This window comes from Corallococcus sp. NCSPR001 (genome assembly GCF_017309135.1).
In the GTDB taxonomy this organism is placed as follows: Bacteria; Myxococcota; Myxococcia; order Myxococcales; family Myxococcaceae; genus Corallococcus.
In genome coordinates, this window is sequence record NZ_JAFIMS010000002.1 from 4,964,721 (window position 1) to 4,983,720 (window position 19,000).

21 protein-coding genes are annotated in these 19,000 nt (G+C 69.9%); 12 read left to right on the forward strand and 9 right to left on the reverse strand.

Annotated elements, in window-relative coordinates; genetic code table 11:
- The first annotated feature begins 58 nt into the window (after positions 1–58).
- The 3 genes from JYJ93_RS22170 to JYJ93_RS22180 all read left to right on the forward strand — a co-directional run bounded on the left by JYJ93_RS22170 (position 59) and on the right by JYJ93_RS22180 (position 5,092).
- Positions 59–1,729 (forward strand): adenylate/guanylate cyclase domain-containing protein, encoded by a 1,671-nt coding sequence (locus JYJ93_RS22170; RefSeq protein WP_206794374.1) that lies wholly within the window; start codon positions 59–61, stop codon positions 1,727–1,729.
- Positions 1,730–1,746: 17 nt separating this feature from the next.
- The gene (locus JYJ93_RS22175; protein WP_206794376.1) at positions 1,747–4,077 is read left to right on the forward strand and encodes a serine/threonine-protein kinase; all 2,331 of its coding nucleotides are present in this window, start codon (positions 1,747–1,749) and stop codon (positions 4,075–4,077) included.
- A gap of 112 nt (positions 4,078–4,189) precedes the next feature.
- Positions 4,190–5,092, forward strand: coding sequence for a hypothetical protein (locus JYJ93_RS22180; RefSeq protein ID WP_206794378.1), 903 nt, complete (start codon positions 4,190–4,192; stop codon positions 5,090–5,092).
- A 15-nt stretch (positions 5,093–5,107) separates the two neighbouring features.
- On the opposite strand, the gene JYJ93_RS22185 is transcribed toward JYJ93_RS22180, so the two are convergent.
- The 4 genes from JYJ93_RS22185 to JYJ93_RS22200 all read right to left on the reverse strand — a co-directional run bounded on the left by JYJ93_RS22185 (position 5,108) and on the right by JYJ93_RS22200 (position 11,093).
- Positions 5,108–6,907, reverse strand: a complete 1,800-nt coding sequence (locus JYJ93_RS22185) for a DUF4215 domain-containing protein (RefSeq protein WP_206794380.1) — start codon at positions 6,905–6,907, stop codon at positions 5,108–5,110.
- 131 nt (positions 6,908–7,038) lie between these two features.
- Positions 7,039–8,460, reverse strand: a complete 1,422-nt coding sequence (locus JYJ93_RS22190; RefSeq protein WP_206794382.1) for a sugar porter family MFS transporter — start codon at positions 8,458–8,460, stop codon at positions 7,039–7,041.
- A gap of 171 nt (positions 8,461–8,631) precedes the next feature.
- Positions 8,632–10,260: a sigma 54-interacting transcriptional regulator gene (locus JYJ93_RS22195; protein ID WP_206794384.1), complete on the reverse strand. Its 1,629-nt coding sequence runs from the start codon at positions 10,258–10,260 to the stop codon at positions 8,632–8,634.
- Entirely contained in the window at positions 10,257–11,093 is an 837-nt protein-coding gene (locus tag JYJ93_RS22200; protein ID WP_206794386.1) for an MBL fold metallo-hydrolase, read from the reverse strand. Before JYJ93_RS22200 ends, JYJ93_RS22195 begins: the two co-directional genes overlap by 4 nt.
- 211 nt (positions 11,094–11,304) lie before the next feature.
- On the opposite strand from JYJ93_RS22200, the gene JYJ93_RS22205 reads away from it, so the two are divergent.
- A complete protein-coding gene (locus JYJ93_RS22205) occupies positions 11,305–12,066 on the forward strand; it encodes a ParA family protein (protein ID WP_206794388.1) in 762 nt (253 codons plus the stop codon).
- 63 nt (positions 12,067–12,129) lie between these two features.
- Here the strand turns inward: JYJ93_RS22205 and JYJ93_RS22210 are convergent, their stop codons facing one another.
- Together JYJ93_RS22210 and JYJ93_RS22215 are read right to left on the reverse strand one after the other, a co-directional pair.
- Positions 12,130–12,282: a hypothetical protein gene (locus tag JYJ93_RS22210; RefSeq protein WP_206794390.1), complete on the reverse strand. Its 153-nt coding sequence runs from the start codon at positions 12,280–12,282 to the stop codon at positions 12,130–12,132.
- Positions 12,272–12,427: a hypothetical protein gene (locus tag JYJ93_RS22215; protein WP_206794392.1), complete on the reverse strand. Its 156-nt coding sequence runs from the start codon at positions 12,425–12,427 to the stop codon at positions 12,272–12,274. Before JYJ93_RS22215 ends, JYJ93_RS22210 begins: the two co-directional genes overlap by 11 nt.
- Positions 12,428–12,874: 447 nt before the next feature.
- Here JYJ93_RS22215 and JYJ93_RS22220 point away from each other — a divergent pair, with 447 nt between their 5' ends.
- From JYJ93_RS22220 to JYJ93_RS22230, 3 genes are all read left to right on the forward strand, one after another.
- Positions 12,875–13,306, forward strand: coding sequence for a hypothetical protein (locus JYJ93_RS22220; RefSeq protein WP_206794394.1), 432 nt, complete (start codon positions 12,875–12,877; stop codon positions 13,304–13,306).
- A gap of 151 nt (positions 13,307–13,457) precedes the next feature.
- Positions 13,458–13,733, forward strand: coding sequence for a hypothetical protein (locus JYJ93_RS22225; RefSeq protein ID WP_206794395.1), 276 nt, complete (start codon positions 13,458–13,460; stop codon positions 13,731–13,733).
- A gap of 420 nt (positions 13,734–14,153) precedes the next feature.
- Positions 14,154–14,540: a hypothetical protein gene (locus JYJ93_RS22230; RefSeq protein WP_206794397.1), complete on the forward strand. Its 387-nt coding sequence runs from the start codon at positions 14,154–14,156 to the stop codon at positions 14,538–14,540.
- Between the two features lie 23 nt (positions 14,541–14,563).
- Here JYJ93_RS22230 and JYJ93_RS22235 read toward each other — a convergent pair whose 3' ends face one another.
- On the reverse strand, positions 14,564–15,034 hold the full coding sequence (locus JYJ93_RS22235) for a hypothetical protein (RefSeq protein WP_206794400.1): 471 nt from the start codon (positions 15,032–15,034) through the stop codon (positions 14,564–14,566).
- 115 nt (positions 15,035–15,149) lie between these two features.
- On the opposite strand from JYJ93_RS22235, the gene JYJ93_RS22240 reads away from it, so the two are divergent.
- The 4 genes from JYJ93_RS22240 (at position 15,150) to JYJ93_RS22255 (ending at position 17,387) form a co-directional block, all read left to right on the forward strand.
- Positions 15,150–15,584 carry an NlpC/P60 family protein gene (locus JYJ93_RS22240; RefSeq protein WP_269012430.1) on the forward strand — a complete coding sequence of 145 codons (435 nt, stop codon included), beginning with the start codon at positions 15,150–15,152 and terminating at the stop codon, positions 15,582–15,584.
- A gap of 110 nt (positions 15,585–15,694) precedes the next feature.
- A complete protein-coding gene (locus JYJ93_RS22245; RefSeq protein WP_206794405.1) occupies positions 15,695–16,057 on the forward strand; it encodes a hypothetical protein in 363 nt (120 codons plus the stop codon).
- A 51-nt stretch (positions 16,058–16,108) separates the two neighbouring features.
- Positions 16,109–16,636: a hypothetical protein gene (locus JYJ93_RS22250; RefSeq protein WP_206794407.1), complete on the forward strand. Its 528-nt coding sequence runs from the start codon at positions 16,109–16,111 to the stop codon at positions 16,634–16,636.
- A 364-nt stretch (positions 16,637–17,000) separates the two neighbouring features.
- Positions 17,001–17,387 carry a hypothetical protein gene (locus JYJ93_RS22255; RefSeq protein ID WP_206794409.1) on the forward strand — a complete coding sequence of 129 codons (387 nt, stop codon included), beginning with the start codon at positions 17,001–17,003 and terminating at the stop codon, positions 17,385–17,387.
- On the opposite strand, the gene JYJ93_RS22260 is transcribed toward JYJ93_RS22255, so the two are convergent.
- Positions 17,371–17,646: a hypothetical protein gene (locus JYJ93_RS22260; RefSeq protein WP_206794411.1), complete on the reverse strand. Its 276-nt coding sequence runs from the start codon at positions 17,644–17,646 to the stop codon at positions 17,371–17,373. The genes JYJ93_RS22255 and JYJ93_RS22260 overlap by 17 nt on opposite strands.
- Before the next feature lie 19 nt (positions 17,647–17,665).
- On the opposite strand from JYJ93_RS22260, the gene JYJ93_RS22265 reads away from it, so the two are divergent.
- A complete protein-coding gene (locus JYJ93_RS22265; protein ID WP_242543891.1) occupies positions 17,666–18,259 on the forward strand; it encodes a ParA family protein in 594 nt (197 codons plus the stop codon).
- A 13-nt stretch (positions 18,260–18,272) separates the two neighbouring features.
- On the opposite strand, the gene JYJ93_RS22270 is transcribed toward JYJ93_RS22265, so the two are convergent.
- Complete coding sequence (locus JYJ93_RS22270; protein WP_242543892.1) at positions 18,273–18,911, reverse strand: dihydrofolate reductase family protein; 639 nt, start codon at positions 18,909–18,911, stop codon at positions 18,273–18,275.
- Positions 18,912–19,000: the final 89 nt, after the last annotated feature.

The following is a 19,000-nucleotide window of genomic DNA, read 5'->3' on the forward strand; positions in this document are numbered from 1 at the left end:
CGAGCGTTCCTTTGGGGCGGAAGGCTCTGGTAGTGTCCGGGCCGGTGAGGATTCGCGCGTGAACCAGGCACCCGCCCCATTCCCGCCCAGGTCCGGGTCGCACCCGCGCGGGCCGCACCTGACGGGGCGGTTCGCGGACGGGACGCTGGGGGAGTTTCCCCTGGGCCCCACCACGTCGCTCGGCCGCCATCCGTCCAACACGCTGCGGCTGGTGGACCGCGAGGTCTCCAAGGAGCACGCCACCATCGAGAAGGTGGGGCGCGACTTCGTGCTGCGCGACCTGAACTCGTCCAACGGCACCTTCGTCAACGGGCGCCGGGTGGCGGGGGAGATGCGGCTGCGGGACGGGGATGAGATCGCCCTGGGTTCCTCCAGGCTCGTCTTCCACAGCGGAGAAGCCGCGCCCGGTGGAGTCAACCCGCCCACGCTGCCGGGCGTGACGGTGGTGGCCAACGCCGTCTCCATGCCGGCCTTCCTGGCGCAGATGGACCAGGTGCCGCAGAACTTCCGTCCGGCCGACCAGGTGACGGACACCGCCGCGCTGCGCCGGGACTACGAGAAGCTGCGCATCGTCCACGAGTTCCACCGGCAGGTGAGCCTCAAGGGCACCCAGGACGACCTGTTCGAGCAGATCTTGAAGGTCGCCTTCGAACTGCTCGCGGCCGACCACGGCGTCATCCTGAAGGTGGGCCCGCAGGGGGAGTTCATCCCGGCCGCGGTGCACCACCGGCAGGGCAAGCAGGTGAACGTCATGCTGTCGGACACCGTGCTCAAGCGCGTGGTGGAGACGGGCAAGGCGGTGCTCACGGCGGACGCCATCATCGACGAGCGCTTCTCCGCCGCGGAGAGCATCGTGGCGCAGGGCATCCGCTCCGCCATGGCGGTGCCGCTGCTCGTGAACGGCGACATCATGGCGGTGCTGTTCCTGGACAGCCGCCAGCAGATCAACGCCTTCTCGGAGAAGGACCTGACCATCCTCTCCGGCATCGCCGCGCAGGCGGGCATCGCGCTGGAGAACGCGGCCCTGGCGGAGCAGATCCGCAACGAGGCGGTGACGCGCGCGGAGCTGTCGCGCTTCCTGTCCAAGGCGGTGGCGGACGCGGTGATCAACGGCGGCACGGAGGACCTGCGCCAGAGCCGGCTCGCGGAGGTGAGCTGCCTGTTCGCGGACATCCGTGGCTTCACCACCCTGGCGGAGAGCGACTCTCCCCAGGAGGTGGTGTCCATGCTCAACAGCTTCTTCAGCGCCATGGCGGACGTGGTGTTCCGCTACGAGGGCAACCTGGACAAGTTCATCGGGGACTGCGTGATGGCGGTGTGGGGACCGCCGTCGTCGCACCCGGATGATCCGGCCCGGGCCCTGAGGGCCGCGCTGGAGATGCAGGACGCCGTCACGGAGCTCAACCGGCAGCGCGTGCTGGACGGCAAGAAGCCCATCGAGGTGGGCATTGGCGTCAACACGGGACAGGCCGTCGTGGGCTACATGGGCAGCGCGGAGCGGCACGAGTTCACCGCCATTGGCGACACCGTGAACACCGCGTCGCGGCTGTGCGGCATCGCGAAGAGCGGCGAGGTGCTGGCGTCGGAGGCCACGGTGCGCAAGTCCGGGCCGGGCTTCGACGTGGAGGAGCTGCCGGTGCTGCAGGTGAAGGGCAAGGAGAAGGGCGTGCAGACCTTCCGCGTGCACGGCGCGGAGCTGACCACTTCCACCTCCCGCAAGGTGCGCTGACGGTGCGCCCCCCGTCCATGACGACCACCCAGTCGTGCCCCAACTGCGGCACGGTGCACGACACCCGGGTGTACGTGAGCGGCCAGAAGGCCACGTGCCGCTGCGGCATCCGCTTCGAGGTGCGGCGCGCGGACGTGTCCGGCATCCACCGGCCGGCCGAGCCGTCCGGCATCCGTCCGGCCGCCAAGGGCCACGACGAAGCAGGCATCGCGGTGACTTTCACGCCGCGCACGGCGGAGGATCCGCCAGAATCGACGTCACCTTCCGCTGCTCCGGGTGTTGGAGCCGGCAGGGAGGACTCGGTGGGACAGGAGATGAGGGCCGGCTCCGTCCCAGGGGGCAACGAGATGAACATCCCGCGACCGGATGGCGTGGGGAGGGCGGACGAGGGTGAGGTTCCCGCGGGGGCGGTGCCTGTGTCCGCAGGGGGCCACGACGCGCCTTCGTCTGGAGTGGCGTTGCCCGCGGCGGACCCTTCGGCCGCGGAGCTGATCAGCGCCACGCTGGTGCGTCCGGAGGCGCCGGGGGTGAAGGCCCCTCGCGCGCCGGTGAACACGGCCGTCCGCGACATCGAGAACGCGGAGACGATGCTGACGGGCGCGAAGCCCCAACTGCCGGGCCTGGAGCTGCTGGAGATCCTGGGGCGCGGCGGCATGGGCGAGGTGTGGCTCGCGCGCCAGCGCTCCCTGGGCCGCACGGTGGCGGTGAAGGTGCTGCCGCCCCGGCTGGCGAAGGACGAGGAGTTCGTGTCGCGCTTCGACAAGGAAGCGACGGCGCTCGCGGCCCTGAGCCACCCGAACATCGTGCAGATCATCGACCGGGGCGTGCAGGGCGAGCACTACTACTTCGTCATGGAGTACGTGGAGGGCCAGTCGCTGCGCCACGCGCTGAGCGGCCGGGAGCCGCTCACGCCCGCCCAGTCGCTGAAGGTGCTGCTCCAGGTGGCGCGCGCCGTGGAGTGCGCGCACGCGAAGAACATCATCCACCGCGACCTGAAGCCGGAGAACATCCTGCTGGACGGGCGGCTGCACGCGAAGGTGGCGGACTTCGGCCTGGCGGGCATCCGCGAGCCGGATTCGGAGAAGCAGCTCACCGCGACCGCGGTGGCCATGGGCACGCTCAACTACATGGCCCCGGAGCAGCGCCGGGACGCGAAGAACGTGGACGGCCGGGCGGACCTCTTCTCCCTGGGCGTGATGATGTACGAGGCGCTCACGGGCGAGCTGCCCGTGGGCCGCTTCAAGCTGCCCTCCGAGCGCGTGCGCGGCCTGGACCCCCGCCTGGACCCGGTGGTGGAGCGCCTGCTGGAGACGGACCGCGAGGCCCGCTACGCCACCGCCACGGAGGTGTGCGACGCGCTGGAGGCGCTGGTGTCCGCCTCGTCAGCCCCGCACGTGGTGGCGCCCGCGTCGGCGCTGGCGCGCGCGCAGCCCTCGCACGTGGCCTCCATGAAGGCCATCACGGCCCCCGAGGCCGCCGTGCTGGAGGCGCTCCACGCGGGCTGGGGCCGGGTGCGCACCGGCCTGTCCGTGGTGGGCGGCCTGGCCGTGCTGGGCTTCGCGGTGCGCGCCTTCGTGGGGTTCGGGAGCCTGACGGGCACGCCCGGGGTCGCGGATCCGACGCCTCCGGTCATGCACTTCCCGGCCAACACGGAAGGGGAGGTGTTCTCCGGGCTGAAGCTCACGCCGCCCGCGGCCGGCTCGGCCAGCAGCACCCTGGAGCTGGGCTTCGAGCAGGGCGAGGAGGAGATCAACGTCCACAGCGGCACGTGGACCCTGGACCAGGGCGAGCTGCGCGCCGTGCAGGCCGGCCGGGAGGCGGACGGCAAGCTGGTGCCGCGCGCGTACCTGGCGCACCGCTACTTCACGAGCGACGACTTCACGGCCGAGGTGCTGATGGACGTGAACCCGCTGGGCAAGCAGTGGTCGGTGGAGCAGGACGGGCAGCACTTCGGTGAGCTGGCGTTCCGCATCCGGGACGTGCAGGTGTCCGTCTTCGCCATCCCCGACGCGGGCATGCGCCTGTCGTGGCGCTACTTCTCCCCGGACGACGGGCATGAGGTGGTGGGCAACAGCGCGGAGGACACCAAGAACCTGGTCCAGGACGAGATGCCGGTGCCCAGGACGGGCCCCTTCCTGGTGAAGCTCCAGCTCAAGCGGCAGAAGAGCGGCGTGCGGGTGGACGCCTTCCTCAACAAGAAGCTCTTCGCCTCCAAGGTGCTGCCGGGCTTCGAGGGCCGCGTGGGCAAGCTGGCCCTGGGCTGCCGCAACCTCGAGTGCACCTTCGATGACCTGAAGGTCGTGGGGCCGCTGCAGGAGCGCCCCGCGCGCCGCGCCCCCGCCGAGTAGTCCGCCGCGGCTCCGGGATGGGGCTTGCCGCCCCGTCCTCCCGTTCCCACCTTGCTCCCGCCGGGCTCCGTTCGTCGCGGGGCCGCTTCTGGCGCGCGGGCGGGGGTGGGGCATGGCCATGGACCTGGACCTGGGGCGCGTGCTCCTGCTGCCGCTCTGTGGCGTGGGCCTGGCCCTGCTGCTCTGGGCGACCTTCACCCTGGGGCGGACGCCCACGGGCGCGCGGCCCCGGTGGATGCTCGCGGGCTTCGGGGCGCTGGCCCTGGGGCTGGTGCTCTTCGTCCCCTGGATGCGCGGGACGCCGCTGGTGCCGGTGTCGCCGGACGTGCTCGTGAAGGCGCTGGGCGCCATGCTGCTGGTGCTGGCCGCGGGCGTGTCCGCCCGGGGGGCCCGGGTGCGCCTGCGGGCGGATGCGCTGCGAGGCGCCGCGCCCATGTCCCTGGACGAGGCGGTGGAGGCCCTGCGCGCGGGGCGGCCCCCGGGCTTCGGCGTGTACCGGGGGCAGCTGGATTCCGTGGAGACGCTGACGTCGCCGGGCGGCGTGCCGTGCGCCTTCTACGACGCGGCGGTGCACGCGGTGGGGCCGCACGGCCGCAAGGGGCCGCTCCTGGCGCGTGAGCGGGCGTACTCGCCGGTGCTGCTGCTGAAGGGCGAGCGCACGCGGGCGGCGGTGGGCTTCGCGCCGTCCGCGCTGCTGGCGCCGGTGGAGGTGCGGCGGTGTCCGGCGCCTCCCGCGCTCACCCGGGCGGAGCTTCTGGGGGCGCCCGCGCAGGCGCTGTCCTGGGAGCGCGTGGGCGTTCCCGGGGAGGCGTGCCTGGTGGTGGGAGAGCTTCAGCGCGGTTCCCTCGACGGCACCTATGCGCTGCGCGGTCGCGGCGGGCGTCCGGCGCTGATGGTGCTGGGGGAGGGGGCCACCGGCACCGGCGGGGTGTTGTCCCGCCGGGCCTGGAGGCACTTCGCGGCGGCCGGGGCGCTGTCCCTGGCCGCCGTGTTCATGCTCGCCCGGACCCTGTGAGGTCCGGCCGGAGGACTACCCCGGATCGATCTGGCAGTTGTTCGGGCAGCTGTCGCGATCGTTGGAGTTACCGTCGTCGCACGTCTCACCGTAGTTGTACTGGGTGATGCCGTCGCCGCAGCGGGCGTTCCAGATGCAGGTGAGGCTGCACTTGCCGTAGCCCGGGCCGTTGGCGTTGCCGTTGTCGCACGTCTCGCCCGGGTCGACCGTCCCGTTGCCGCAGGTGGACTTGCACTCGGTGCGCTGCGTTTCGAAGTTGTTCAGGGTCAGCTTGTACGAGGACTGGGACGTGTGGCGCTCCGCCTGGAACACGACGACCTCGTAGATCTTGCCCTTCACCAGGCCCAGGCCGGCCACCGTGGGCCCGTCCGCCAGGGACACCGTGCCGGAGGTGGCGCCGTGCACGCCGCCCAGGTCCAGGGCGAGCTTGCGGTTGATGAACACCCAGACGTCGTCGTCACCCAGGAACGTCAGCACCTCGTTGCCCTTGAACTCGAACCAGTAGCGCGTCTCGCTGGTGAAGCTGAAGTTGCGCGGGGTGCCGGTGTTGTCGTTGAGCCGGTTCTCCTTGCCCAGGCCCACCCAGCCGGTGTTGTCGAGCGGGAAGAAGGTCTGATCGTCGAACAGGTAGGAGCCGTTGCCCTGCTTGTTGAGCTTCAGCGTGCCGACCTCGGTGATGTTGACGTTGGGCGTGTCGCGGTACCACTGGTCGAAGGCCGTCTTGCCGTGGGTGGTGCCGGAGGACACGCCCTCCTTCGCGTAGACGGGCTTGCCGTCCGCGCCGAGCGCGGCGAACTTCGCGCCGACGATGCCCTGCTCGGAGCCGTTCGCGTCATTGAAGTCCGCGTGCAGGATGGCGGGAGCCTTGCAGCCCGAGTTCACGCCGCAGAAGTCGCGGTAGACGACGGGGATCTCCACCGAGCTCGGCGGGGACTCCGTGACGCGGACGCAGGCGAAGCCCGCCTCCAGCTGGCACGTGGACGAGCAGCCGTCGTTGGAGCGGGTGTTGCCGTCGTCGCACTGCTCGGTGGTGTCGCCGGGGAGGATGACGCCGTCACCGCAGCGGGCCTCGCAGGTGCCGTTCACGCACTTGGGCTCCAGCACGCACAGCGGCGAGCAGCCGTCGCCCATGTCGTGGTTGCCGTCGTCGCACTGCTCGGTGCCTTCCTTCTTGCCGTCGCCGCAGGTCGTCTTCGTGCACGGCTGGCCCACGGTGTCGCACTTGTAGCCCTGCTCCAGGCGGCAGGTGTTGCTGCAGCCGTCGCCGTTGGCGGTGTTGCCGTCCTCGCACTCCTCCTCGCCGGCGATGATCTGGTCACCGCACTCGGCCGCGCGGCAGCGCTGGCCCTGGAAGGGGCAGGACCAGCCGGTCTCCACGGCGGAGCAGTCCGCCTTGCAGCCGTCGTTGGACTCATTGTTGCGGTCGTCGCACGCCTCGCCTTCCTCGACGATGCCGTTGCCGCACGCCGTCGCCACGACGCAGGGCCGGCCCCACTCGCGGCACTCGAAGCCGATCTCCACTTCCTTGCAGTCGAAGGTGCAGCCGTCGCCGCTCACGGTGTTGGCGTCGTCACAGACTTCGCCCTTCTGGACCTTGCCGTCGCCACAGACCTGGGGGCCCGGATCGTACGAACCGCCGTCGGGCAGCGTGTTGCCGGCATCGGTGGAGCCACCGTCACCGGTGCCACCGTCCGTCATGTTCGTGCCGCCATCGTTGTCGTCGTCGTCGTTGCCGGGACAGGCTGTCAGCGCGAGGAGGAGGGAAGCGAGCAGGACGCTCGCGAGTCGGGGCAGCGGGGGGGAATGTTTCAGCATGAAGGTGATGCTGAAAGCCGGTGACCCCACGTGTCAAATGGATCAGGTGTTTTCTCACCCAGCCGGTGCGTAAAAATGCATAAAGCCCGTACGGGTGTACGGGCTTGCATGCTTCGCCCTGTCTTGCGGGGCTACATCTGTTCCAGCTCACGACCCTTCGTCTCGCGGATGAACTTCGCGGCGAAGAAGATGGAGAACACGGCGGCCGCGGCATACAGGCCGTATGCCCAGCCCAGGCCGATGGCCTGCAGTGACGGGAACGTGGCGGACACCAGGAAGTTGGCCAGCCACTGCGCCATGGCCGCGATGGAGAGCGCGAGCGCCCGGATGCTGTTGGGGAACATCTCGCCCAGCAGCACCCAGACGACGGGGCCCCACGAGAAGCCGAAGAAGACGACGTAGAGGTTGGCGGCGATGAGCGCGGTGGTGCCGGCGGCGCCCTGGAGGACGGGCTTGCCCGCGGCGTCCAGCGGCGCGCTGCTGAAGAGGTACGCCATCAGGCCCAGCGTGAGCGCCATGCCCACGGAGCCGATGATCAGCAGGGGCTTTCGTCCAATCCTGTCCACGAACGCGATGGCCACCAGCGTGGTGAGGATGTTGATGACGCTGGTGATGACGGTGATGGCCAGCGAGTTGTGCTCGGAGAAGCCCACCGCCTGCCAAAGGACGCTGGAGTAGTAGAAGATGACGTTGATGCCCACGAACTGCTGGAGCATCGCGAGCACGATGCCGACCCACACGATGGGCAGGAACCCGAAGCGGCCGCCCTTCAGGTCCGACAGGTGCGGCGTGTAGTTGGTGCGCAGCGAGCGGCGGATCTCCACGACCTTGGACGGCGCGGTGTCCCCCTCGATGTCGCGCAGCACGCTCAGGGCCTCCTGCTCACGGCCCTTGGCCACGAGGAAGCGCGGGGACTCCGAGATGAAGACGGCGCCGATGCCGTAGAGGAGCGCGGGCGGCAGGCCGCTGAAGAACATCCACCGCCACGCGGTGAAGCCCAGCCAGGTGGGGTTGGAGGCGGAGCCCGCGTAGAGCGCGATGGCGAAGTCACTCAGCAGGGCCACGAAGATGCCGACCACGATGGCCAGCTGTTGCAGCGACGCCAGGCGGCCGCGCAGGTACGCCGGGGCGATCTCCGCGATGTAGGTGGGCGCCACGACGCTGGCGAAGCCCACCCCCAGGCCGCCCACCAGCCGCCAGAAGCTCAGGTCCAAGAGGGAGAACGCGAACCCCGAACCGATGGCGCTGATGATGAACAGCGCCGCCGCGAGCATCATCGCGCGCCGGCGGCCGTAGCGGTCCGCGAAGGGCCCCGCGGCGAAGGCGCCCGTCGCCGAGCCGATGAGCGCGGAGGACACCGCCAGCCCCAGGCCCAGGCTGCTCGCGGCGAACTCGGTCTTCAGGGCGGCGACCGTGCCGTTGATGACGGCGGTGTCGAAGCCGAAGAGGAACCCGCCCAGGGCGGCCACCACGGAGATGCCAATGATCCTTCCGGTCCGCACCTCCCCATGCATCGGGGGCCCGCTTGAATCGGCATCGAGGACATCCGCCATGATGTGCTCCTTCCCCTCGGATGGGCACGTGTCTGGCCCTCGCGGGGACGCACCACGGCCCTGGAAGAGAGGTGCTCCCGGATGCCCCCGAAAGGCACTCCCGGACAGGCCGCCGCCCCGATGGCCGCCCGCTGGGGGGCGGGGCTCGGGGCTTCGAGCGCGATCCGAAGCTCAGCCCTCGTCCGCCAGCCCGTACTCCTTGAGCTTGCGGGCGAGCGTGTTGCGGCCGATCTCCAACGTGCGCGCCGCCGCGGTGCGGTTGCCCTTCACGGCCTCCAGCACCCGCAGGATGTGGCGGCGCTCCACCTCCGCCAGCGGAAGCAGGAGCGGTGCGTCCGGCGCGGTGGCGAGCGGCGCGCCAGGCCCGGTGGATGTGCCAGGCCCCGTGGGCGCGCCTGGCTCGGCGGGGGAGGTCGCCCGGTCCAGGGAGGGCAGGGGCAGGTGCTCCTCCAGGATTTCGCCCTCGGAGAGCACCACGGCGCTTTCGATGCAGTTCTCCAGCTCGCGCACGTTGCCGGGCCAGCGGTAGCGCTTGAGCCTGGCGAGCGCGGTGGCGCCGAGGCGCGGCACGGGCAGGCGGTGGCGCTTCGCGGCGGTGGCGACGAAGTGGCGGGCGAGCCGCTCGATGTCCTCCGCGCCGCGCTCGCGAAGCGGGGGCAGCAGCAGCTCCACGACCTTGATGCGGTAGTAGAGGTCCTCGCGGAACCTGCCCTCCGCCACCATGCGCGGCAGGTCTCGGTGGGTGGCCGCGACGATGCGCACGTCCACCTTGACGGCCTGCGTGCCGCCCACGCGTTCGAACTCGCGGTCCTGGAGCACGCGCAGGAGCTTGCCCTGCACGGCCTGGGGCAGTTCCCCCAACTCGTCGATGAAGACGGTGCCTCCGTCGGCCGCCTCAAACTTGCCGGGCACGCGGTGGTCGGCGCCGGTGAAGGCGCCCTTCTCGTGGCCGAAGAGCTCGTTCTCGATGAGGGCGGCGGGCAGGGCCGCGCAGTCCACCTTCACGAAGGGCTTGTCGCGCCTTGGGCCGTTGACGTGGATGGCGCGCGCGAAGAGCTCCTTGCCGCAGCCGCTCTCCCCGCGCAGCAGCACGGTGGCGTCCGTGGGCGCGGCCTTCTGCACCAGGCGGTAGAGCGCCTTGAGCGGCGGGGCCTCTCCGATGATGCGGTTGAAGAAGTAGCCCACCGGGGCCTGCGGCTGATCCTTCGCGCGCTGGAGCTCCTGGTAGAGGCTGGTGCTCTGGAGGGCGGTGCTCACCTGGGCCGCGATGTCGGTGAGCTTCCGGGTGTCGTCCTCCGTGAAGGGGCCCCCGCCCAAGCGGTTGAGCACCTGGAGCACGCCGTACACGGCGCCCGCCGCGTCGCGCAGCGGCACCGCGGCCAGGCTGATGGTGCGGTAGCCCGTCATCCGGTCGATGTCCGCGAAGAAGCGGCGCTCGCCGCGCGGATCCGGCACGTGCACGGGCTCGCCGGCCTCCGCCACGTAGCCCGCGACGCCCTGACCCAGCTTCACGCGGATCTGCGCGACCTCCGGCAGGTGCGCCGCGCGGCTGAACAGCTCGCGGCGCACCGGATCCAACAGCCACAGCGTGCCCCGGTCCGCCTGCAACGTGATGGCGATGCGGTCCACGAGCGTCTGGAGGAAGGCGTCCAGGTCCACCTCGCGCCCGACGAGGCCGCCAAGGGGGAGCAGGACCTGGGACACATCCGGCGGGGACGAGGGCATGGCGGCGGGCAGCGGCGGAAGTGAGAAGGGCGCTGGAGACAGTCTATCGCACGGCTCCGGGCTCGCTGCGCTCATGCGCCCGCCGCGCGGCCCAGGAGCATGCGCTGGCCTTCCCGCGCGGGCTCGGTGAAGGGGAACAGCCCGCGCGCCTGCTGCGCCATGTCCTCCAGCAGCTCGTCCGCGTGGGACGGGTCGTGGTGGAAGAGGAAGAGGCGCCCGGCGTGCAGGTCCTTGGCCACCTTGGCCGCGTCCATCATCGTCGAGTGGCCCCAGCCCTTCTTGGACATGCCCTTCCTGCCCTCGTACTCGTCGGGCGTGTACTGCGCGTCCAGGCACAGCGCGTCCGCGCCCTCGAAGTGGCGGGCCACGTCGGAGGTGAGGCGCTCCGGCAACTCCACGTCCGTGGCGTACACGAAGGAGTGGCCGTCCGCCTCGACTCGATAAGCCATGCAGCCGTCCGGGTGCGGCACGTCGATGGGCGTCACCTTGAAGGGGCCCACCTCCACGGTGTGGCCGTGCAGCGCGGCGCCGAAGGACATCTTCGAGCGCATGGTGGACAGCGGCACCGGGAACTGCGGCGGGCGCATCTGCTGCGACAGCGTGGACTCCAGCGCCTGGGCACCGTTCGCGCCGGGGCCGTACATCATCAGCGACGTGGTGGGCAGGTACGCGGGCGTGAAGAAGGGGAAGCCCTGCACGTGGTCCCAGTGCAGGTGCGAGAAGAACATCGTCGCCTTCTGCGGGACGCCCTCGCGCATCATGACCTCGCCCAGCGTCCGGATGCCCGTGCCCGCGTCGAGGATCAGCCGCTCGCCCTGGCTCGTCACCTCCACGCACGCCGTGTTGCCGCCGATGCGCGAGCCCGACACCGCGATGCTGCCCCGAACGCCAAAGAAGCGGACTTCCATGATGGGTCTCCCGATGCGCGGAACGCCCGCTGGGGGCGCCCTGACGTGGAGGGGACAGAGCACGTCCGGTGCCAGCCCCAAGGGGCTGGAATCATTGGAGTCGTGGGGACGGCCGGGGCAGGCCGCTCCATTCTGGAGCGCTCTGGATGGGGCGGGCGGTCCAATCCGGAGCGGCCCGCGCCGTGGGGGATTCCTGGTAGACCCCGGGGCCATGCCGGTCATCGCGTTCTGCACCATCAAGGGAGGCGTCGGGAAGACGACGCTGTGTTCGCACGTGGCGGCGGCGCTGGCGGACGCGGGCCGCCGGGTGCTGCTGATGGACCTGGATCCGCAGGCGCATGCGTCGCTGGTGCTGGGCCTGGAGTCGCGGGAGGGCCCGTGCGTGGCGGACGCCTTCGGGCCTCGGCCGAAGCACAAGCTGGATGAAATCGTGGTGGCGTCACCGAAGCGGCCGGGGTTGTTCATCGCGCCGGGGGCTCCGCGCATGGCGGCGCTGGAGCGCGAGCTGTTCGGCTGGGGTCACCGGCTCCAGGCGATTCCGCGCGCGCTGAAGACGCTGTCGTGGACGCCGGACGTCATCGTCGTGGACACGCCGCCGAGCATCGGGGCGTTCGCGGAGGCCGTGCTGGCATGCGCGGACGTGGTGGTGGCGCCGGTGCCCACGGGTGCGTTCGCGCTGCAGGGGCTGGGCGAGATTGAGACGGCGTGGCGCGACGTGCGCGAGGAGGGCGGCCAGCTGGTGGCCGCGGTGAACCTGTGGGACAGGCGCACGCCCGCGACCAATGTGGCGATGGAGGAGGCGCTGAAGGACGTGACGGTGCCGGTGCTGAAGGCCCGCATCCCGCGCTCGGAGGCCATCAACCAGGCGGGGCTGGGCTACGAGGTGGTGTTCGACGTGAGCCCGAACGCGGCGGGCGCGGAGGAGCTGCGCGCCATGGCCCGCGAGCTGGCGAAGCTCGCGGGGCTGCGCTGACGCCTGGGTCCGCATAGCCCATGGTGCCGGTCCGCAGGGGGCCGGCGCGCCGGTAGGTGAGCATCACCACTTCGCGTAGGAAGACACGGGCGCCGCGTGGGCCGCCAGCGCGAACTGCTGGATGAGGTTGTGGGGGCCGTGGCTGTCCGCCGTGATGACGGGGATGCCGTCGAGCAGCGACTCCCCGGCCTTCGCCACGCCTGCGTCAGTCCCCATCGCCGTCCTCGAGGGCGGGCTCCGGCGGCACGTCCGTCGCCGCCTGGGTCTTCAGGTGCTTGGCGATGAAGGCGGCGAGCTTCTCGTCCAGCTTCGCGCGCGCCTCGTCCGGGGTGATGACCTCGAAGAGGGGCCCATGCCCCATCCCGAGGTGAAAGCCCAGTGGCCTCGCGGACTTAACGGTGCGCAGCGACGGCGTGGATCCGGTGGGGCCAAGCCAGCGATCCAGCGGCAGGGGGGCACATCCGATATGAACCTTCCCCCGCACTCCTCCGAAGTGAGGAGTAGGCCGTTCCGCGCATCGTGCCTCACGCGCTCGTTGCCAGCAAGCATCCGCCCTGTGCGGTGGCCTCCTTCGCCCGCCAAGTCCCCTCGAGCGCAGACCCGCTTCGCGACCACGGGCTCGCAGTACGTCCCCGGGCATCACCTCCAGCAGCCGTGCCTGGAGTCCAACGCGCCTCTCCAACCGCACGCACCGTATCGCTTCTCGACAGGAGCCCCCGACCATGTGGGCCGGTTGATGAACGTACCAGCCACCCCCACCCTTGCTTCCGCTGAGCGTTCTCAGTCGCTCACGAGAGAGAGGGATTGCATGTATCGTTCGATTTTGGCGCTGGCGGCATGTGGTCTGCTTTTGGGGTGCGGCGGACAGCCCGAGGACGACGAGTCCCTCCAAGTCCCAGAAGAATCCGACACACAGAGCGGATCCTCAGGCGACGCCGAACGCCCTGTCGAGGCCTTCTCTACCAATTATGCCGCGACGTCGGGGGCCCTGGCTTGGTTCACGGACTTCGACAACCTGTACATCAGGGATACCTCAGCGGATGGCCTTGGTGCCGCTGCCGTACTCTGGGTGGGGAACATTCAATACGTCGTCTGGGCAACAAACGGGCAAGGCTCTGAGAATGTCCGCAATCTCGATTTTCCTCCTAACCAGCTGGGTTATTTGTATGCCTGTGTTGGCAGGAAGCCTAATTTCTACAATTGCAACTATGATAATCCGACCCAGCTCTATACGCGATAACAAGCGCGGGTGATTCGCTCGGTATGCGGAACGCGTTACGACGCACGCTGCGTGCGTCGCTTTGCGCTGGCTGGGGCGAGGTGGCTCGAGTGGCCGCCTCTTCTCCCCGGGTATGACCGACCATCACGACTCGGCGCCGCGCGGCGGCCCAGTGAAGACGCTCCTCGTGGTCCTCTGGCTGGCGTGGTTCCAGGCGGTGACGTGGGCGGCCCTCGTCTTCCTGCGCCTCCTGCTGTGGACGTCCGGCATCCCCGCTGAGGTGGGCAGGCGCATCGCCATCGCCCTCGTGACCCTGGGCGCGGGCGTCTTGGTGGCGGTGGTGCTCGCCACGACGGACGCGCTGGAGGAGCAGGCCCGGGCGCTCCTGGCCTGGCGCGCGGCGCGGCGCCACCAGCGGGCCCAGCCGCGTGAGGTGGATGGCGGATGACGCTCACCACCGTCTGCCCTCACGAACGGCGCATGGACCTGCCGTGTCCGTACCCGAGCTGCCACGCCCGGAAGCCGGGCAGTTTCTGGGTGGACGGGACAGGGACTGTCTGGCGCAGGCAGGGCCTCCGCGGGCAGTGGACGTGGAAGCCTGCCGGCCGGTTCGACGGCGATTACCGCCCGTGACGTCCTGCACCTGCTCCCGCGAGCGAGAGGACCTACCGTCTCCGGGGCCTGAGTGTCCTGCGGGCGTGTCGCTCCCGCGCGACTATCACCGGTGCCCGGACGGCATTCGCTGGCGTCGCGCGCTCGTCTCGGGCCCGCCCGGCGAGGTGTCGCGATGGGCGTGGACTCGCTGGACGCCCGCCACACCGCGTGGGCCGCACGCTCCTGGGTGAGGCACCGCCCCTTTTGTCCGGGCATGCTCCCCGTCAGCACTGAGTCCGCCGTCCTCATCCTGGCCGTGAGCCAGCTCCTCGTGCCCCTCCTCAACGGGCTGCTGTCGCGCCGGCAGACGAAGCACGAGTCCGCAGTGGACCAGGTGCCCCTGCTGGTGCAGTCGCTGGGCGCGGTGGCCCAGGACGTGCGCGACATCAAAACGGAGCTGCGCGTGGTGAACGAGCACGGCGCGAAGCTCCAGACGCAGGATCTGCGCCTTCGGGCCATCGAGGACTGGATGGGCGCCGCGCGGCCGCAGCTGCACCAGGCGGTGAACCACGTCACGGTGCTGATGGTGGAGCGCACCTCCCGGCAGCTCCAGCATGCCGCCAACGTGGTGGCCAAGGACACAGGCCCTGGCCACCCATGAGCCTCATCCCTTGCCGTGGCGGATCAAAAGGCCACGGGCTGGCCGTTGTACGTGTACGTGCCTGCTTCTCCACACTCATCACGGGCGAAGGCAAAGCAGTCCTCAAGGCTGCCGGCGTAGGCGGACGTTCGATGGCCCGCGCGGGGGCCGACGTCACACCAGACGTGGCAGATGTTGTCGGGAGGGAGACCTGACTCGCGAACCTGCCGCTGCGCCGCGTTGCTGCTATCAGGGCCCCCTTCATCAGCCAGACCGTGCCGCGTTGGGCACTGACCTGCCTCGTAACACTCAGTGCGCTCAATGCCGCACTGGGTCTTCTCCTCGTACGTGGAAGCGAACTCCATGCAGTAGTCGTAGCTCATATCGCAGCGGTGGCACCACTCGGCGGCGTGGACGTCGCTGGTTCCTGTCTCAGAGCCAGGGGCTAGTTCTGTGCCACCACACCCCATGAGCAACCCGACTGCAATCAACCCGGCAATGATTGCCACTCGCATGTGCTTCTCCTGGTTTTGACGGTTTACGCTGCCTTATCAGGATAGCGCTGCCATTCGCGTAAGGCCAACGGACACCCCTTCTCCGGTGGACACCTGCCGTCCCCCGGAGCCCGCCGTGCCCATCACCTCGCAGCGCGCCGCCTTCCTCGCCCTCGTCCTCGCGCAGATGCACGCGCCCTACCGCTGGGGCGCGAAGGGACAGCGCGTGTCGGCGGACAGCCCACGCCTCTTCGACTGCTCCGGGCTCGTGACGTGGGCCTTCCACCAGGTGGGCGGGAAGGACTGGCGCATGACGCACAACACGGACCGGCTGTGGGCGGAGTGCACGCCGGTGGCGAGCGTGGCGGACCTGCAGGCCGGTGACCTGGTGCTGTACGGCAAGGCCGGGGACCCGGACCACGTCATGGTGCATGTGGGCGCGGGCGTGGTGGTGGGCGCGTCCAGGGGCGGCAGCAAGACGCTCACGCTGGAGGATGCCTTGCGAGCGGATGCGAAGGTGAAGGCCTTCACCCGGGTGGTATACCGGCCTAACCTGCTGGGATTCCGGTGACTGCCCTTCATCTCCTGAAGGGTGCGGTGTCGTGGCCACGAGCAGTCGACCTGACTGCTCACAGAAGCACGCAAATCGGCGGGGGCGCGCGGCTTTTGGGAGGATGGTTCATGCACGAAGACCAGATTGACCGGTTGACGGCGGAGGAGTCGCGCCGCGAATCCCTCTTCGATGCCGTGCATAAGCGACTGCAAGAGGTCGAGAAGGAAATCCCGGCACTGCTTGACGAGGCGCGGTCCATTCGTGCCAGCAAAGAGATGTGGGAGAACTTTCGGATCAGCTCGCAGAAGTGGGCCGAGCTGGAGGGAATCAACGCTCGTGTCGACTCGCTCATCAAGGAGCACGGCGTGCTGGAGGGCATAGTGGACAGGCGCGACGCTCGACGGTGGCGCTGGGTTCAACTTCTCATTGGAGGGAGCATCGCGGGCGCTGTGGCTTCGCTGGTGCAGAAGCTGGTTTCGGTCATCTTCTAGGGCGGCCGCCCCTTCTTCGTGGTGCAGCTCAACCCCAACGGGAGCAACACCATGAAGAAGCGTCTCACCCTGGCCGCGTGCCTCGCGGTCGTCCTCTCCGCGCCGGTGGCCCTGGCCCAGGCGTCCACCGGCGCCAGCTCCAGCATCCTGGACGCGCTGCTCACCCCCACCAACATCACCCTGGCCCTGGGCCTCGTGGCTGGCGCCGTCGGTCTCTTCGCCGTCGGCACGTGGCTCACTGAGCAGCGCAAGCGGCGCATCGCCCTGGGCGCTTACCACGCGTTCCACGTCGTCGAGGACATCGCCGCTGAGGACCCGGAGGAGAACCTGGTGGACAAGGCGGCCAAGGGCCTGGAGGTCATCGACACCTGGATGAAGGCGAACGGCTGGCGTCCGCTCAAGCCCGGGGAGCAAGCGCTGGCGAAGCTCCAGTTCTCCGCGCTGTACGGAGAGCAGAAGGCTGAGGAGAAGGTGCAGGCCCAGGCCCTCTCCGTCGCGCTGGGCGCCATCGGCAGCACGGCGGGGCTGCCCCCGGCCCTGACGGCGGTGGCGTCGGTCCCTACGACGCCCCGCGGGTAGCCGTCGCCGCAGGGCTGTCGCGGGTGCTGAGTGACGTGCCGGTGCGCACCGGCTACCTGGAGGCCCAGGTGGACACTTCCTCCCTCACGGGCGCCTACGCGCGCCTGGAGGGCGTGGCGCGCCTCCGGAGTAACCTCGGACTCTTCGCCTTCGCCGAGGCCAACGCCCGCGAGCGCATGGCCGGCGCGGGCGCGCGCGCTGGACGTTCGGCTGGTGAGGCACAGCGGCCCGCCCTGGGTGTCCGGGGCGGGCCGTCATGCTTTGGCGCTCAACGATGCGACTCAGGTCGCCATCCACTCAGCTCGGAAGACGATGGTTCCTTTGTGGCCCGTCTCCCATGTTGGTCGTGACAAAGGAGACGTGAATGCGACATAAGGTGATGGTACTGGCGTTGGTGCTGGGCATGGCCTCCATGAGTCATGCCCAGGGGGCGGCGAAGGCGATGGACTCCGCGTCATCGCGAACGAAGCGCGATGCGTCGCCACGAACCCAGGACCCAGAGAAGGTGCACAAGCAGGTGACAGGCGAACTGCTCCGCGTCTCGGAGGATCTCTTCTGGGTCTTCATCGAAAAGGAGCCCGCCAGGGATGGAAAGCCGGCCCAGGGGGAGACATTCAAATTCCTGGCGAAGAGCGATGCCCTGGTGAAGCAATTGAAGAGCCTTGAGGTGTTCGACGAGATCCGCGTGGACTACACGGACGTTGGCAACACTGAGGGAAAGCTCGCTCACTCCATCACCAAGGTCGAATAGGTTGGCGCGGAGGCGCAGAGAACGCCGAAGCCGACTTGAGGCGTGCGTGCCGCGTCTCCCGGGCGAGGGCGGCGGCGAGGGACAGGGACATGGCCTCCGGGAAGCCGAAGGGGTTGTGCACGGCCAGGCCGCCCCGCTCCTCGACGGCGCCCAGCGGGTAGCCGTAGGTGGTGGGCTTCTCGGCGCACCAGCGCGTGTGCTCCACGCCGTTGCGCTCTTCCGGCCCGGTGGCGGGCCACGGGCCCGGCTCGCGTCGCATGCGCTCGGCAAGGGGCGGCTTGAGGGAGGAAGCCTTCGGGCCGCGGCCGAAGCACAAGCTGGATGAAATCGTGGTGGCGTCACCGAAGCGGCCGGGGTTGTTCATCGCGCCGGGGGCGCCGCGCATGGCGGCGCTGGAGCGCGAGCTGTTCGGCTGGGGTCACCGGCTCCAGGCGATTCCGCGCGCGCTGAAGACGCTGTCGTGGACGCCGGATGTCGTCGTCGTGGACACGCCGCCGAGCATCGGCGCGTTCACGGAGGCCGTGCTGGCATGCGCGGACGTGGTGGTGGCGCCGGTGCCCACGGGTGCGTTCGCGCTGCAGGGGCTGGGCGAGATTGAGACGGCGTGGCGCGACGTGCGCGAGGAGGGCGGCCAGCTGGTGGCCGCGGTGAACCTGTGGGACAGGCGCACGCCGGCGACCAACGTGGCGATGGAGGAGGCGCTGAAGGACGTGACGGTGCCGGTGCTGAAGGCCCGCATCCCGCGCTCGGAGGCCATCAACCAGGCGGGGCTGGGCTACGAGGTGGTGTTCGACATGAGCCCGAGCGCGGCGGGCGCGGAGGAGCTACGCGCCATGGCCCGCGAGCTGGCGAAGCTCGCGGGGCTGCGCTGACGCCTGGGTCCGCTTAGCCCATGGTGCCGGTCCGCAAGGGGCCGGCGCGCCGGTAGGTGAGCATCACCACCCCCTTGGGCGTGACTTGGGACGCGGTGAGTTGCAGCATGCGCGGCTGAGTGCCCTCTCCGAAGAGGCGCCGGCCGCTGCCAATCGTCACGGGGATGACGTGCAGGTGCAGCACGTCCACCAGGTCATGCGCCAGCAGGGTCTGCAGCAGCCCCCCGCTGCCATGCACCTGCAGCTCGCGGCCGGGAGCTGCCTTGAGGCGGCGCACCGCCTCCACCGTGTCGCCCTCCAGCAGCTTCGAGTTCGCCCACTCCACGCGGCGCAGGGTGGTGGACGCCACGTACTTGGGCAGCATGTTGAGCGGCCCGGCGATGGGGTCGTTTGGCGCCGTGATGCGAGGCCAGTAGCTGGAGAAGATGTCGTACGTCCCGCGCCCGAGCAGGAACGCGTCCGCCCGGCTGAAGATGTCCACGACGTGCGCGCCGAACTCGTCGCTGAAATGGGGCTCCACCCAGCCGCCATGGGCGAAGCCGCCGCTCGTGTCCTCGCCCGGGCCACCTGGGGCCTGAACCACTCCGTCCAGCGTCACGAACTCCGTTGCCGTCAGCTCCATCGTCGCATCCGTCCCTTCCGGGCCATCCATTCGCCCGTTCAAACTGGCGACGAATGGGCCGCGCGTGGATCGACATGCCCGTGTTTTCCGAGGCCATGGGGGACACGGGCGGGCGTGCG